Origin of the sequence: Embleya sp. NPDC059237, assembly GCF_042754105.1 — a bacterium.
Taxonomy (GTDB): Bacteria; Actinomycetota; Actinomycetes; order Streptomycetales; family Streptomycetaceae; genus Embleya.
Genome location: NZ_JBHZAE010000006.1, coordinates 140,379 through 153,461 on the forward strand (window position 1 = coordinate 140,379; position 13,083 = coordinate 153,461).

Annotated in this window: 13 protein-coding genes; 8 read left to right on the forward strand and 5 right to left on the reverse strand. The window is 71.4% G+C overall.

The window, feature by feature from the left end; genetic code table 11:
* Positions 1 to 13: 13 nt before the first annotated feature.
* Positions 14 to 379: a hypothetical protein gene (locus ACFXKZ_RS20240; RefSeq protein ID WP_380002258.1), complete on the reverse strand. Its 366-nt coding sequence runs from the start codon at positions 377 to 379 to the stop codon at positions 14 to 16.
* Positions 380 to 504: 125 nt separating this feature from the next.
* The gene (locus tag ACFXKZ_RS20245) at positions 505 to 963 is read right to left on the reverse strand and encodes a MarR family transcriptional regulator (RefSeq protein ID WP_380002259.1); all 459 of its coding nucleotides are present in this window, start codon (positions 961 to 963) and stop codon (positions 505 to 507) included.
* Between the two features lie 190 nt (positions 964 to 1,153).
* On the opposite strand from ACFXKZ_RS20245, the gene ACFXKZ_RS20250 reads away from it, so the two are divergent.
* Positions 1,154 to 1,561: an STAS domain-containing protein gene (locus ACFXKZ_RS20250; RefSeq protein WP_380002260.1), complete on the forward strand. Its 408-nt coding sequence runs from the start codon at positions 1,154 to 1,156 to the stop codon at positions 1,559 to 1,561.
* Between the two features lie 34 nt (positions 1,562 to 1,595).
* Here the strand turns inward: ACFXKZ_RS20250 and ACFXKZ_RS20255 are convergent, their stop codons facing one another.
* Complete coding sequence (locus tag ACFXKZ_RS20255; protein ID WP_380002261.1) at positions 1,596 to 2,714, reverse strand: glutamate--cysteine ligase; 1,119 nt, start codon at positions 2,712 to 2,714, stop codon at positions 1,596 to 1,598.
* Between the two features lie 189 nt (positions 2,715 to 2,903).
* The gene (locus ACFXKZ_RS20260) at positions 2,904 to 3,869 is read right to left on the reverse strand and encodes an LLM class F420-dependent oxidoreductase (protein WP_380002262.1); all 966 of its coding nucleotides are present in this window, start codon (positions 3,867 to 3,869) and stop codon (positions 2,904 to 2,906) included.
* A gap of 116 nt (positions 3,870 to 3,985) precedes the next feature.
* On the opposite strand from ACFXKZ_RS20260, the gene ACFXKZ_RS20265 reads away from it, so the two are divergent.
* The 4 genes from ACFXKZ_RS20265 to ACFXKZ_RS20280 all read left to right on the forward strand — a co-directional run bounded on the left by ACFXKZ_RS20265 (position 3,986) and on the right by ACFXKZ_RS20280 (position 7,395).
* Positions 3,986 to 4,615: a methyltransferase domain-containing protein gene (locus ACFXKZ_RS20265; protein ID WP_380002263.1), complete on the forward strand. Its 630-nt coding sequence runs from the start codon at positions 3,986 to 3,988 to the stop codon at positions 4,613 to 4,615.
* A gap of 13 nt (positions 4,616 to 4,628) precedes the next feature.
* Positions 4,629 to 5,138 carry a flavin reductase family protein gene (locus tag ACFXKZ_RS20270; protein WP_380002264.1) on the forward strand — a complete coding sequence of 170 codons (510 nt, stop codon included), beginning with the start codon at positions 4,629 to 4,631 and terminating at the stop codon, positions 5,136 to 5,138.
* 107 nt (positions 5,139 to 5,245) lie between these two features.
* Positions 5,246 to 6,064, forward strand: a complete 819-nt coding sequence (locus ACFXKZ_RS20275; protein ID WP_380002265.1) for an alpha/beta fold hydrolase — start codon at positions 5,246 to 5,248, stop codon at positions 6,062 to 6,064.
* Between the two features lie 491 nt (positions 6,065 to 6,555).
* Positions 6,556 to 7,395, forward strand: a complete 840-nt coding sequence (locus ACFXKZ_RS20280) for an SDR family oxidoreductase (protein ID WP_380002266.1) — start codon at positions 6,556 to 6,558, stop codon at positions 7,393 to 7,395.
* A gap of 30 nt (positions 7,396 to 7,425) precedes the next feature.
* Here the strand turns inward: ACFXKZ_RS20280 and ACFXKZ_RS20285 are convergent, their stop codons facing one another.
* Positions 7,426 to 8,097, reverse strand: coding sequence for a type III effector protein (locus ACFXKZ_RS20285; RefSeq protein WP_380002267.1), 672 nt, complete (start codon positions 8,095 to 8,097; stop codon positions 7,426 to 7,428).
* A 181-nt stretch (positions 8,098 to 8,278) separates the two neighbouring features.
* Between ACFXKZ_RS20285 and ACFXKZ_RS20290 the strand changes: the two genes are divergently transcribed.
* The 3 genes from ACFXKZ_RS20290 to fdh all read left to right on the forward strand — a co-directional run bounded on the left by ACFXKZ_RS20290 (position 8,279) and on the right by fdh (position 13,082).
* The gene (locus tag ACFXKZ_RS20290; RefSeq protein ID WP_380002268.1) at positions 8,279 to 8,728 is read left to right on the forward strand and encodes an Hsp20/alpha crystallin family protein; all 450 of its coding nucleotides are present in this window, start codon (positions 8,279 to 8,281) and stop codon (positions 8,726 to 8,728) included.
* 130 nt (positions 8,729 to 8,858) lie between these two features.
* Complete coding sequence (locus tag ACFXKZ_RS20295; protein ID WP_380002269.1) at positions 8,859 to 9,719, forward strand: Rieske 2Fe-2S domain-containing protein; 861 nt, start codon at positions 8,859 to 8,861, stop codon at positions 9,717 to 9,719.
* A gap of 75 nt (positions 9,720 to 9,794) precedes the next feature.
* A complete protein-coding gene (gene fdh, locus ACFXKZ_RS20300; RefSeq protein ID WP_380002270.1) occupies positions 9,795 to 13,082 on the forward strand; it encodes a formate dehydrogenase in 3,288 nt (1,095 codons plus the stop codon).
* The last annotated feature ends 1 nt before the right edge of the window (position 13,083 follow it).

Genomic DNA, 13,083 nt, shown 5'->3' on the forward strand with positions numbered 1-13,083 from the left:
GAAATCATGAGCATCAAGCGGTGGGGAACAGCCGTTCCCGGAGGTCGACCCGCACGACCACGACGTCGGAGGTGCGCCGCGGTGCGGAGGCGGCGCCGTCGACGTCGTAGCTCAACCGAATCCGGGAGCCGATGTGGGGCAGCAACTCGCAGGCGGGGATCCGGAAGACCATCGGATGTCCGACGCCCTTGCCGGGGACGGGCGCGGACTCCTCGAACACGCCCCCATCGGAACCCTCCCAGCGCACCGTGACGACATCACCGGCGGCCATCCCGGCATACGCCGGTACTCGCACCGTCGCGCCCAAGGGCGCCTGGTTGGGGTCGAGTTCGCCGTCCTCGGCCTCGTCGACGAACGGCAGGGCAAGCGGATCGCTCATCTCACGCAGTCCCTTCGGCAGCACATTCTCGGGAATCCGAATCGCTCGAACCATGCGCATGCCCGCTGCCGCGCGTTTCAGGCGTACGGCGACGCCGGACGCCGAGTCGCGTCCGCCGGCGATCGTCAATGCGCCTCGTGCTCGAAGGGCCCCTCGTCCGCCCGCCCCGGCGCTTCACGATCGCCGTGCACAGCACGGTCGCCGGGCGAATCACGATCCCCGGGCGCACCGGAGCCGCCGGGCGCACCGGAGCCACCGGAAGCGGCCGACGTGCCGGCACCGCCGGGGAATGGCTCCACCGGCAGGTCGAGGGCGTCGGCGACGGCCCGGCCCCGGTCCGCCGGATGCCGCACCTCCGTTCCGGGCACGACCCGGTACGTATTACGCCGTCCGTTGCGCTGCCGGGTCAGGTATCCGCCGGCCTCCAGGTCCGCCAGGATGCCCTGGACGGCGCGCTCGGTCAGCAGGCACACGGCCGCGATGTCGCGCACCCTCGCCTCGGGATCCCTGGCGATCACCGAGAGCACACGGGCGTGGCTGGTGAAAAACGTCCACGACGGTCGGGACGCGTCCGCATCACTCATGAGGCCATCGTAAGGTCGTTCATTCCGGCAACACGATACCTGAAATGAAGTTCCTGAATAACTTGACGCATGTTGGGTTGCGTCGGATCCTTGACGAGAAGGATCGACCCGGGTCGGTCCCCATCATCCCCATCGTCTCGTTTCGCGCTTGCGACCTGTCCCCACCTGTCAGACGTGTGAGGGAACATCCATGTCTTCACGCCGACCCCGCAACCGCCGCCCGGCGCCCGCCGCGACGGCGCGTCGCCCCGGCCGTCGCCATCGGGAAACGGCCACACACCTGCGCGTACGGGTCATGCCGTACGGCGACCGCCTGCTCCTGCGCGTCAGCGGGGAAATCGACATCGACACCGCGCCGCTGCTGCGCTCCGCCCTCGACACCGCGCTGGATCACGGGGCATGCCGCGTCGACGTGGACATGCGAGGGGTGACCTTCTGCGACAGCACCGTGCTCCACGTCCTGTTGCACGCACGGACCAAGGCCGCCGACGGCCGGGTCGAACTCGCCCTCGCGCCCGGCGACCGGCTGCGGCGCATCCTGGCGATCACGAACATGGCACACCTGTTCGCCCCGCTCGCCTTGCCCGTCCGACCGTGACCGGTCACGACCCGATGCCGCCGCAGCCGGGGGCTCACGCGTGCGGCTCGTCGGGGGCCAGGCCGACGGTATGCGCGGTGATCATGCGTGTCAGGCCCGAACGTCCCGCCGCCGCAAGTGCTCGGCGCTGCAGTTCGGCGCCGGTACCCTCGCGCAGGAGCCGCCCGGCCAGGGAGTTCACCCGCCGGGTGTCGCCCGCCCGATCCAATTCCGGTCCGACGTGCGCGAGCAGCGCGGCGACGACCTCGGGGGCCGGTCGCGGGCGGCCGTCGTCGGGGGCGATCAGGGTGCCGGACAGGCCGTGGCGGGCCGCCTGCCAGACGGCCGCGTCCAGGAGTTCGGGCGCGAGAGCGAGTTCCGGGCGGCCCTGCGCCTCCTCGCGCAGCGCCGTGGCCACCAGCGCGCGCACGAGTCCCGCGAGCATCACCGCGTCGTCGGCGCGCAACTGCACGTCCATGGCCCGCACCTCGATGGTGGGGAACCGCTCCGACAGCCGCGCCGACCAGTACACCCGGCCCCGATCGGCCAGCGCGCCGGCTCGGGTGAGCCCGTCCAGCCGCCGATCGTAGTCGTTCGCGTCCCGAAAACGGGGCGGCGTACCGGTAACCGGCCAGCGCCCGAAGACCAGCGTGCGCCAACTGGCGAATCCGGTGTCGTCCCCGTGCCACAGCGGCGAGTTCGCCGACATCGCGAGCAGCACCGACAACCAGGGGCGGATCCGGTTGAGCACGGCGACCCCCGCCTCCCGATCGGGTATGGCCACATGTACGTGCATCCCGTTCATCAACGCCTCGTCCACCAGGCGCGCCGCGTCGACCTGCAGGGATCGGTAACGCTCCTTGTCGGTGACGGGCACCGGCTCGTCCGGCGCGAAGGGCGCGGTGCCGACCGCGGCGAGCCGGCACCCGCACTGCTCCGCGGCCTCGGCCACCGCGTGGCGCAGGCGCAGCAGGTGGCCGCCGATCTCGTCGAGCGTCTCGCACACGGGTGTGGCGACCTCGACCTGTACCTGGAGCAGTTCCGGCTGCACCTCGTCGTCGTTCAGCGCGGCCTGCAACCCCGCCGCCGCGCGCACCGCCGGCGAACGCGGGACGGGCAGACCGCTGTCGTGATCGACGAGGAGGTATTCCTCCTCGACGCCGAGAGTGATCACCGAACAGCTCCTCGCCCTCTGGTTTCGCGACCCCGCCCGAACGAGTCGCCCGGGGGACGCGGGGGGCGCGCTCCCCTGGCGTCTCGAGTCACCGGGCGGATGGTCACGCGACTCCGGACGTCGGCGTCGCGATCGACTGCTTCCCCCCGATGGCGATTCCACTCCGGGCCGAACCCACCGACGCGCGGTTCACAGTCCACGCAGCGCCGGGAGCAGCCTGTCGCGGGCCCAGTCCAGGAACTCGTGCTGCGTATCGCCGCCGACCTGGATGAGGGCGACCTCGGTGAACCCGGCCTCGACGAAGGGGCGTACCGCCTCGACGAACGTGTCCACGTCGTTCCCGCACGGGATCGCCTCGGCCACGTCCTCCGGCCGCACGAACCGCGTCGCGCCCGCGAAGCCCGCCGTACCCGGCAGCTCCGAGTTGACCTTCCACCCCCCGCCGAACCAGCGGAACTGCTCGTGTGCGCGCCGGATCGCCGCGTCCCGATCGGGGTCCCAGCACACCGGAAGTTGCCCCACCCGCGGCTTGCCCGCACCGCCGTGCCGGTCGAACCCGGCCAATAGCTCCGCGTCCGGCTCGGTCGCGATGACCAGGTCGGCCGACCGGCCGGCGAGCGCACAACTCTGCTCGCCGGACACCGCGATCCCGATCGGCGGCGGCCACTCGGGCAGGTCCCACAACTTCGCGGACTCCACGTCGTAGTGGGCACCGTGGTGATCGACGTAGCCGCCCGCGAACAACGCGCGGATGATCTCCACGGCCTCGGCCAACATCTCCTGCCGCACGTCCACGGCGGGCCAACCGCCGCCCACCACATGCTCGTTGAGGTTCTCGCCGGAGCCCAATCCGAGCCGGAACCGCCCGTCCGACAACAGCTGGAGCGTGGCGGCCTGCTGCGCCACGATCGCCGGGTGGTAGCGCATGGTCGGACAGGTCACGTAGGTCATCAACGGAATCGTCGAGGTGGCCCGCGCGGCGGCACCCAGCACGGTCCACGCGTGCGGCGCGTGCCCCTGGACGTCGAGCCACGGAAAGTAGTGGTCCGACGTCACCGAGAAGTCGAATCCGACCCGCTCGGCATGCACCACGTGCTCGACCAGATCCTTGGGACCGGCCTGCTCGGTCATCATCGTGTAGCCGATTTTCACCATGGGAGGGCCGGTGCCCGGCGAGAGCGACCGAAAACCGGGCGATACCGTCCGGCGGCCATCCGCCTCGCCGTGTCCGCTCGCCCGGAGCGGCGCGCACGATGCTAGCTTGCCTTCCCGTGACGGAGCACCGGGACGAGACCAGGGCGGCCTATGACGGCGTCGTCGAGTTGTACGCGTCGCTGTTCGCCGATCGGTTGGAGACACACCCGTTCTCGCGGAACATGATCGGCACCTTCGCCGAGTTGGTGCACGGGACGGGCAACCCACGGGTGGCCGACGTCGGGTGCGGGCCCGGACATCTGACGGCCATGCTGCACGAACTGGGGCTGGACGCCTTCGGGCTCGACCTTTCCCCGGCCATGGTCGAGCACGCTCGGCGGGCACATCCGACGCTGCGCTTCGACGAGGCTCGGATGGAGGCGCTGCCGGTCGAGAACGCCGCGCTCGGCGGGATACTGGCCCACTACTCGATGATCCACACCCCGCCCGACGAAGTGCCCGCGCTGCTCGCCGAGCAGGTGCGGGTCCTGGCACCGGGCGGCCTGCTCCTGGTCTCGTGCTTCGGGACCGACGGGCCGGAGCCGATCCGCTTCGACCACAAGGTGGCGCCCGCCTACAGCTGGCCGGCGGACCGCTTCGCCGAGTTGCTGACCGAGGCCGGACTCGTCCCGTTCGCCCGCCTGCTCCACGACCCCGCCACCGAGCGAGGCTTCCTCGACACCCACCTGCTGGCCCGCCGTCCCTAGGGAGAAACGCCCGGTGTTGTTCGAACGATTCGCGGACACGCTGGACTACCCCATGTTCGTCGTGACGGCGATCCATCCCGTCACCGGCGAACGATCCGGATGCCTGGTGGGGTTCGCGTCGCAGTGCGGCATGGAGCCGGTGCGATTCCTGGTGTGCGTTTCCGCCGTCAACCACACCCACAAGATCGCGCTCGCCTCGCCGGTACTGGCCGTCCACGCACTGGGAGAGCGGCAGCGCGCACTGGCCGCGCTGTTCGGGGAGCGTACCGGGGACCGCGTCGACAAGTTCGCCCACTGCGCCTGGGAACCCGGTCCGGCCGGGGTGCCGCTGTTGACGGACTGCCCGGTACGCATCGTCGGCACGGTCCTGCACCGCCTGGATCGGCTCGGCGACCACACCGGATTCGTCCTCGCCCCCATCGAACCCGACGCCGGCACCGCCGACGCCGGACCTCCGCCGGAGCACCACGCTCCGCTGATGTTCTCCGCCGTGCGCGACCTGCACCCGGGCCACCCCGCCTGAAGACCCCGCGGCACAAGAATTCTCGACGCCCGTGTCGATCGGGCCCGTTCCCGTTCGTCGTCATGGTGAGGAGGCGGGCCGACCGCCTCCCCGGCCGAGGAGGACCCATGACCACGAACGTTTCCGTCACCACCGGCACCCTCGACGTCCCCGGCGCGCGCCTGCACTACGAGGTACGCGGCACCGGCCCGCTGATCGCGCTCGTCGGCGCCCCGATGGACGCCGCCGCCTTCGCGCCACTGGCCGACCTGCTCGCCACCGACCACACCGTGCTCACCACCGACCCCAGGGGCATCAACCGCAGCCCCCTCGACGATCCCGACCAGGACTCCACCCCGGAACTGCGCGCCGCCGACCTGGCCCGGCTCATCGGCCGGCTCGACCTCGGCCCCGCCACCGTCGTGGGCTCCAGCGGTGGAGCCGTCACCGCTCTGGCCCTGGCCGGCGCCCACCCCGACCGTGTGCACACCGTCGTCGCCCACGAACCCCCGCTCGTCGAGCTCCTCGACGACCGCGAGCACCTCCACGCCGGCACGGACGACATCATCGCCACCCGCCTGCGCGGCGATGTCACCGGCGCCTGGACCAAGTTCCTGGCCCAGGCCGGCATCGTACTACCCGACGGCGTGGCCGAGACGATGTTCGGCGGGGAACGCACCCCGCGCGAGGAGGCCGACGAACTCCGCTGGTTCGCCCACGAGTTGCGGCCCACCACGCACTGGCGCCCGGACCTCGCGGCACTGCGCACGGTGGCCACGCGCATCATCGTCGGCATCGGCGAAGCCTCCACCGGACAACTCTGCGACCGCACCTCCCGAGCCCTCGCCGGCGCCCTCGGCGGCGCACCCGTGCTCTTCCCCGGCGACCACACCGGCTTCGTCGACGACCCCGCCGGGTTCACCGCGCGCCTGCGGGAGGTCCTTTGACCCCTCGCGGGGACGCCGGCGGGTGCGCGGCCCGGTTCGGCGTCGGCGCGTGCCGCCGGCCACGAAGCTTCGCTGATGCGCGGCTCCTCCGCCTCGGCTTCGAGGCGGGCCGCCGGCTCCTCGGCCGGGCGCGCGACCCGGCCGCGCCGGCGGCGGGAGAGGCCCAGGCCCAGCCGGCGGCGCGGACTCGGTTCGGCGAGCGGGCGCACGACCGGTTCCGGATGCCGGGTCAGGCCGATCTCGGGACCACGGGCGCGTGGGTTCCCGTCACCCGTCTTCGTTGCCTGCGCACGGGCCGCCACGGGGAGGCCGGCCATCGATACCGGCGTCGTGTGCCCCGTGGGCACGCGCTTCATCCCCGCGGTCCGGCCGGCCCGCGAGCCACGGGCGGCGCCATGCGGAACGTAATGTTCCTAATGGCGCCCTACCGTCGTCGTCGAGCGGGACGAGGACCACGACGAGGTCCTCGCCGTCACGAAAGGGGAACGACGATGATCCTGGTCACCGGAGCCACCGGACACTTCGGCCGGCAGACCGTAGAGGCACTGGCCGCGGCGAAGGTCCCGGTGCGCGCCCTGAGTCGCGACCCCGAGCGGGCCGGGCTGCCGGCGGAGGCAGAGGTGGTTCGCGGCGACTTCACCGATCCCGCCACGCTCACCGAGGCGTTCGACGGGGTGACCGCGCTGTTCCTGACGCTGCCGTACGGAACGGCCCCGGACGCGCTGCTCGACGCCGCCCGCGCGGCCGGGGTGCACCGCATCGTGTTCCTGTCCTCGGGCGCGGTGGTCGACGGCGCGACGGTCCAACCCAACGTCATCGCCGCCTACCACGCCCGGGTCGAGCAGGCGGTGGCCGCGACGGGGATCGCGCACACGTTCCTGCGGCTGTTCTTCCCGGCGATCAACTCGCTGGCATTCGCCATGCAGTTGGCCCACGGCGATGTGGTGCGGGCCCCCTATGCGGGCGCGACCACCGCGCCGGTACACGAGCGTGATGTCGCCGACGCCGCCGTCCGGGTCCTCACCGACGACGGACACGCGGGCCGCGCCTACCTGTTGACCGGCCCCGAGGCACTGACTCAGGCGGACCAGGTACGGCTGCTCGGGGAAGCGCTCGGGCGACGGCTCGTCTTCGAGGAGGCCGACGCCGTGTCGGTGCGACAAGGGATGGCCACGTTCATGGACGCCGACTTCGTCCACGCCCTCTTCGATCTGATGGAGGAGACCGTCGACGCCCGACCCGAGATCACCTCCACCCTGTCCCACCTGACGGGCGCCACACCCCGCACCTACGCCCGCTGGGCGGCCGACCACGTCACCGATTTCGCCTAATCCAATCCGGTCCCACGATCGACACGGCCCTCAGCGCCCGGCCGGCCCCTCGCCCGCCGGGTTCACGAGGGCGTCGATCCGGGTGGCCAGATCCGGGTGGGCGGCGGCCAGGTGCGGACGGGCCGCGCCGAGGGGATCAAGGAGCGCGGCGGGGTCGTCCGCCCCGAGCGCCCGATCGAGCCTGGCCACGAGGGACCGGGAGCCGGGCGGAAGGTCGGTGAGCGCGGTGATCTGCCCGGCGAGGCGGCGCAGGTCGGCGGCATTGTCGCGGGCCCGGGCGGTGGCGGCGCGGTCGGCGGCCCGGCGTTCGCGGGTGGCGGTGACCCGTTGCTCGCCGGTGCTGCCGACCGGCCCCGGACGCAGGCGCAGATAGCGGCGCTCGGCCGCCTGTCTGCTGGCCACGCCCAGCGGTCCGGCCAGGTCGGCCCAGCTGGCCCCGGCGTCCCGAGCCGTTTCGATCAATCCGCTCTCCCACCCGGCGAGTCGTTCGCGAATCTCGCGCAGCAGCAGGAGCGAGGCCAGCGCCCGATGGGGGTCCGCGTCCGCCCCGGACTGCTTGCCCCGGTGCTCCTGCGCGCCGCGGACGGCCTCGTCGATGACCTCCAGGGCCGCCGCGGCGGCGAAAAAGGAGGCCGGCCCCACCCGGTGGGCAACATCGGCGGGGGGAGCGGTCGATTCGTGCCGAGGGTCGGTCGTATCCATCGGACTCCTCTCGGTTCGTCATCACTCGAATGACCTCCACGTGGTCATCTATCCGACGACCCGATCACCCGTCACTCTTTGGATGACGTCTTTATTTGTCATCGCTTCGACGACATGCTACAACAGTTTCAGGCAGCCCGTCAGGGCGCTTCCGACCGAAACTTTCGGAGGTGTTTTCGCGATGTTGATGCGTACCGACCCCTTCCGCGAGCTCGACCGGCTCGCACAGCAGCTTCTCGTGCCCGGGACCCCCTCCCGGCCGACGGCGATGGCCATGGACGCCTACCGTGACGGCGAGGAGTACGTGGTCGTCTTCGATCTGCCCGGTGTCACCCGCGAGGCGATCGACATCGACGTCGAACGCAACATGCTCACCGTCAAGGCCCGGCGCGAGCCGATCGCCAGGGGCAACGACGGGGACAAGGGCAGGGACGTACAGATGGAGCTGTCGGAGCGACCCGTCGGCGTCTTCTCCCGGCAGATCGTCCTCGCCGACACGCTCGACACCGAGCGCATCCGCGCCGACTACGAAAGCGGCGTGCTGACCCTGCGGATCCCGATCGCCGAGCGCGCCAAGCCGCGCAAGATCTCGATCGGCGGCGGCGCCGACCACAAGGTCATCACGGCCTGAGCCGGGCGGTGCCCGCACAGCGGCCCAGGGCGCGAGGGTCGGGTCGTCGATCGTGGCACCCGTCCTCGCCCCGCCCGCCGTTCATCCGCCTGCCGGACATGGTGTGGCGATCCCGGGGCAACGGGCGGGCATGAGAATGACAACGGCGATCACCACCCGACTGGAGCAGGCCCGGGGCCTCGATCGGCCCGCCTCCCTGCTGCGCGGCCTCGTCGGGCGGGTGCCCGAGGGCAGGATTCGGGACACCGCACACGGGGTCCCCATCGGACACCCCGTGCACCCGCTGCTGGTACAGGTGCCCATCGGCGCTTGGATCTCCGCCTCGGTGCTGGACTTCGTACCGCGCACCGGCCCCGCGTCGGGTGTCCTGATCACCGTCGGTCTGGGCGCCGCGCTGCCCGCCGCCGCGGCCGGGGCGATCGACTGGGCCCAGACCCACGAGCAGCAGCAGCGCGTGGGCCTGGTCCACGCCGCCGCCAACTCGGTTGCCGTCGGGCTCTACGCCGCATCCCTGTGGGCCCGCCTGCGCGGACGGCCGATCCGCGGGCGCCTGTTGGCCCTGACCGGGCTGACCGCCGTGGGCACCGGCGGCCTGCTCGGCGGGCATCTGGCCTACCGGCAGGCCACCGGCGTCAACCACGCCGAACAGGTGCCCCACGTGGTGGGCGACGGGTCGCGGTGGCACCCGATCGGCCTGTTGTCCGCGTTGCCGCTCGGCACGCCGGTGCGCCGATTCGTCGGCGAGACGCCGGTGTTGGTGGTGCGCGGCACGGATCGAATCGACGTCCTGGCCGATCGTTGCGCGCATCTGTCCGGTCCCCTGTCCGAGGGCGAGGTCCGCGACGGTCGGGTGACCTGCCCCTGGCACGACAGCGTGTTCGAGTTGTGCTCCGGGGAGGTCGTGCACGGCCCGGCGACCGCCCCGCAACCGGTCTTCGAGACGCGTGTGAACGGGGACGAACTCCGCGTACGCCTCCCCGGCGCCGGCTGACGCCGCGCTCCCCGGCCCCATTCGACCCGGCCGCAGCGCATGCCTGCCGTCACCCCGGGTAGTCGCCTTGCGTCGATGGCCCGGATCCGGCAAGGAGCTGACGTGGACCCACGTACGTGGTGGCGCGACTGGCCGGTGCGGCGCCAGGTCGTCGGAGCCGATCGGCTCGGCCGCGGCGCGGCGGCGCGTTCGACCGCGACCGCCGAGCTGCGGCCGCGGATCGCCGACGCCGATCGGGTGGTGCGTTCGGTGTGCCCGTACTGCGCGGTGGGCTGCGGACAGCAGGTCTACGTCAAGGACGAACGGGTGGTCCAGGTCGAGGGCGACCCGGACTCGCCGATCAGCCGGGGCCGATTGTGTCCCAAGGGTTCGGCCACGCTTCAGCTGACCACGGGTTCGGCTCGCCGCGACCGGGTCCTGTACCGGGCGCCGTACGCGAGCGACTGGGGCGAACTCGACCTGGACACCGCGATGCGCATGGTCGCCGAACGGGTCGTGCGCACCCGGCGCGAGACCTGGCAGTGGGAGCACGACGACATGCGCGTCGCCCGCACGCTCGGCATCGCCAGTCTGGGCGGGGCGACGCTGGACAACGAGGAGAACTACCTGATCAAAAAGCTGTTCACGGGTCTGGGCGTGGTGCAGGTGGAGAACCAGGCCCGGGTCTGTCACAGCTCGACGGTCGCGGGTCTGGGGACCACGTTCGGTCGCGGCGGCGCGACGATGTTCATGCAAGACCTCCAGCACTCCGACTGCATCGTGATCCAGGGCTCGAACTACGCCGAGGCGCATCCGGTGGGTTTCCAGTGGGTGATGGAGGCCAGGAAGCGCGGCGCGACGGTGATCCACATCGATCCCCGGTTCACCCGCACCAGTGCGCTCGCCGACCTGCACGTACCGATCCGCGCGGGCTCCGACATCGCGTTCCTGGGCGGCGTGATCAATCATGTGCTCACCGAGGGCAAGGACTTCCGGGAGTTCGTGCTCGCGTACACCAACGCCGCGACGCTGGTGAGCGAGGACTTCCGGGACACCGAGGACCTGGGCGGCGTGTTCTCCGGCCTCGACGCCGAGCATCGGCACTACGACCAGAAGTCGTGGGCCTACGAGGGTGGTTCGGTCGAGCCGGCCGTGGGCGACCGCGACGCGCGCCACGACGAGCTGGTGGGCGAGGAACGGGAGTCGGTCGCGGCGGCCGGTCGCGGCGAGTCGCACGGTTCGGGCGGCGCGCAGATGCACGCGGACGCGCCGCGCGACGAGACGCTGACCCATCCGCGCTGCGTGTACCAGATCCTGAAGCGCCATTTCGCGCGCTACACCCCGGAGTTCGTCGAACGCACCTGCGGTGTCTCGCGGGAGGCGTTCGCGACGGTGTGTCGTGCGCTGACCGAGAACTCCGGGCGGGAGCGCACGTCGGCCTTCGTCTACGCGGTGGGCTGGACGCAGCACTCGGTGGGCGCGCAGTACATCCGCACCGCGTCGATCCTGCAGCTCCTGCTGGGCAATGTGGGTCGGCCCGGCGGTGGCATCCAGGCCCTGCGCGGGCATGCGAGCATCCAGGGATCCAGCGACATCCCGACCCTGTTCGATCTGCTGCCCGGCTACCTGCCGATGCCGCACGCGCACGCCGACGAGGATCTGGACACCTACATCGCGACCATGGTGGCCGACAAGGGCTACTGGGCCGACATGCGCAAGTACACGGTGAGCCTGCTCAAGGCGTATTACGGCGACGCGGCGACCGCCGACAACGACTTCTGCTTCGGGCATCTGCCGCGCCTGACCGGCTCGCACAGCACCTACGACACGGTGATGGCGCAACTGGACGGGATCTGCAAGGGCTTCTTCCTGATGGGCGAGAACCCGGCGGTCGGTTCGGCGAACGCGCGCATGCAGCGGTTGGGCATGGCCGAGTTGGACTGGCTCGTGGTACGCGACTTCTCACTGATCGAGTCGGCCACGTGGTGGAAGGACGGCCCGGAGATCGAGACGGGCGAGTTGCGCACCGAGGAGATCGGCACCGAGGTGTTCTTCTTCCCGGCCGCGGCACACACGGAGAAGTCCGGCTCGTTCACCAATACCAACCGCTGGTTGCAGTGGCATCACCAGGCGGTCGAGCCGCGCGGCGACGCGCGCAGCGACCTGTGGTTCATGTATCACCTGGGCCGGCTGATCCGAGCCGAACTCGCGGGTTCCGTCGACCCGATGGACCGCGCGGTGCTGGATCTGACCTGGGACTACCCGACCGAGGGACGCTACGACGACCCGAGTGCGGAGGCCGTGCTCGCGGAGATCAACGGCTTCGGACCGAAGGGCGAACACCTGTCCGCCTACACCGAGTTGGCCGACGACGGGTCCACCTCGTGCGGGTGCTGGATCTACTGCGGCGTGTACGCCGACGGCGTCAACCAGGCCGCGCGGCGCCGGCCGCACACCGAGCAGGACTGGCTCGCGGCCGAATGGGCCTGGGCGTGGCCGGCGAATCGGCGCATCCTGTACAACCGCGCCTCCGCCGACCCGGAGGGCCGGCCGTGGAGCGAGCGCAAGGCGCTGCTGCGGTGGGACGCGGACGCGGGGAGATGGACCGGGCCCGACGTTCCGGACTTCCCGCCGGACAAGGCCCCCGACTATCGCCCTCCCGAAGGGGCGCGCGGCGTCGAGGCGTTGGCGGGGAACGATCCATTCATCATGCAGTCGGACGGCAAGGGCTGGTTGTACGCGCCGGGCGGGTTGGTGGACGGTCCGCTGCCCACGCACTACGAGCCGCAGGACTCGCCGTTCACCAATCCGCTGCACCCGGAGCACTCGCGCAACCCGGTCCGCCAGGTGTTCAGCCGGCGGCACAACCGCTCCCATCCCAGCGGGGACGAGCCGGGCAGCGAGGTGTTCCCGTACGTGGTGACCACGCACCGGCTCACCGAGCACTTCACCGCGGGCGGGATGAGCCGCTGGGTGCCGTATCTGGCCGAGCTGCAACCGGAGTTCTTCTGCGAGGTCTCCCCCGAACTGGCGGCCGAACGCGGACTCGACCACATGGGGTGGGCGACGATCGTGACCGCGCGCACCGCCATCGAGGCCCGGGTGATGGTCACGCGCCGCATGCGTCCGCTGACCGTGGACGGGCACACGCTGCACCAGATCGGGCTGCCGTTCCACTGGGGTCCCAACGGGATGAGTCGCGGCGACGCGGCCAACGAACTGGCGTCGATCACGCTCGATCCCAACGTGCACATCCAGGAGGTCAAGGCGATGAGCGCGGACATCCGACCGGGTCGACGCCCGCGCGGGCCGGAGTTGTTGCGGTTCGTCGCCGACTACCGGCAGCGGGCCGGGATCACCGAGCAGACCGGGACGGAGATCTGAG

Bases quoted from the DNA above. Each gene is read 5' to 3' on its own strand.
- ACFXKZ_RS20295 (WP_380002269.1), top strand. From the start codon at position 8,859: ATGAGAATGACAACGGCGATCACCACCCGACTGGAGCAGGCCCGGGGC.
- ACFXKZ_RS20245 (WP_380002259.1), bottom strand. From the start codon at position 963: ATGAGTGATGCGGACGCGTCCCGACCGTCGTGGACGTTTTTCACCAGC.
- ACFXKZ_RS20240 (WP_380002258.1), bottom strand. From the start codon at position 379: ATGAGCGATCCGCTTGCCCTGCCGTTCGTCGACGAGGCCGAGGACGGC.
- ACFXKZ_RS20260 (WP_380002262.1), bottom strand. From the start codon at position 3,869: ATGGTGAAAATCGGCTACACGATGATGACCGAGCAGGCCGGTCCCAAG.
- ACFXKZ_RS20285 (WP_380002267.1), bottom strand. From the start codon at position 8,097: ATGGATACGACCGACCCTCGGCACGAATCGACCGCTCCCCCCGCCGAT.
- ACFXKZ_RS20250 (WP_380002260.1), top strand. From the start codon at position 1,154: ATGTCTTCACGCCGACCCCGCAACCGCCGCCCGGCGCCCGCCGCGACG.
- ACFXKZ_RS20280 (WP_380002266.1), top strand. From the start codon at position 6,556: ATGATCCTGGTCACCGGAGCCACCGGACACTTCGGCCGGCAGACCGTA.
- fdh (WP_380002270.1), top strand. From the start codon at position 9,795: ATGGCCCGGATCCGGCAAGGAGCTGACGTGGACCCACGTACGTGGTGG.
- ACFXKZ_RS20275 (WP_380002265.1), top strand. From the start codon at position 5,246: ATGACCACGAACGTTTCCGTCACCACCGGCACCCTCGACGTCCCCGGC.
- ACFXKZ_RS20290 (WP_380002268.1), top strand. From the start codon at position 8,279: ATGTTGATGCGTACCGACCCCTTCCGCGAGCTCGACCGGCTCGCACAG.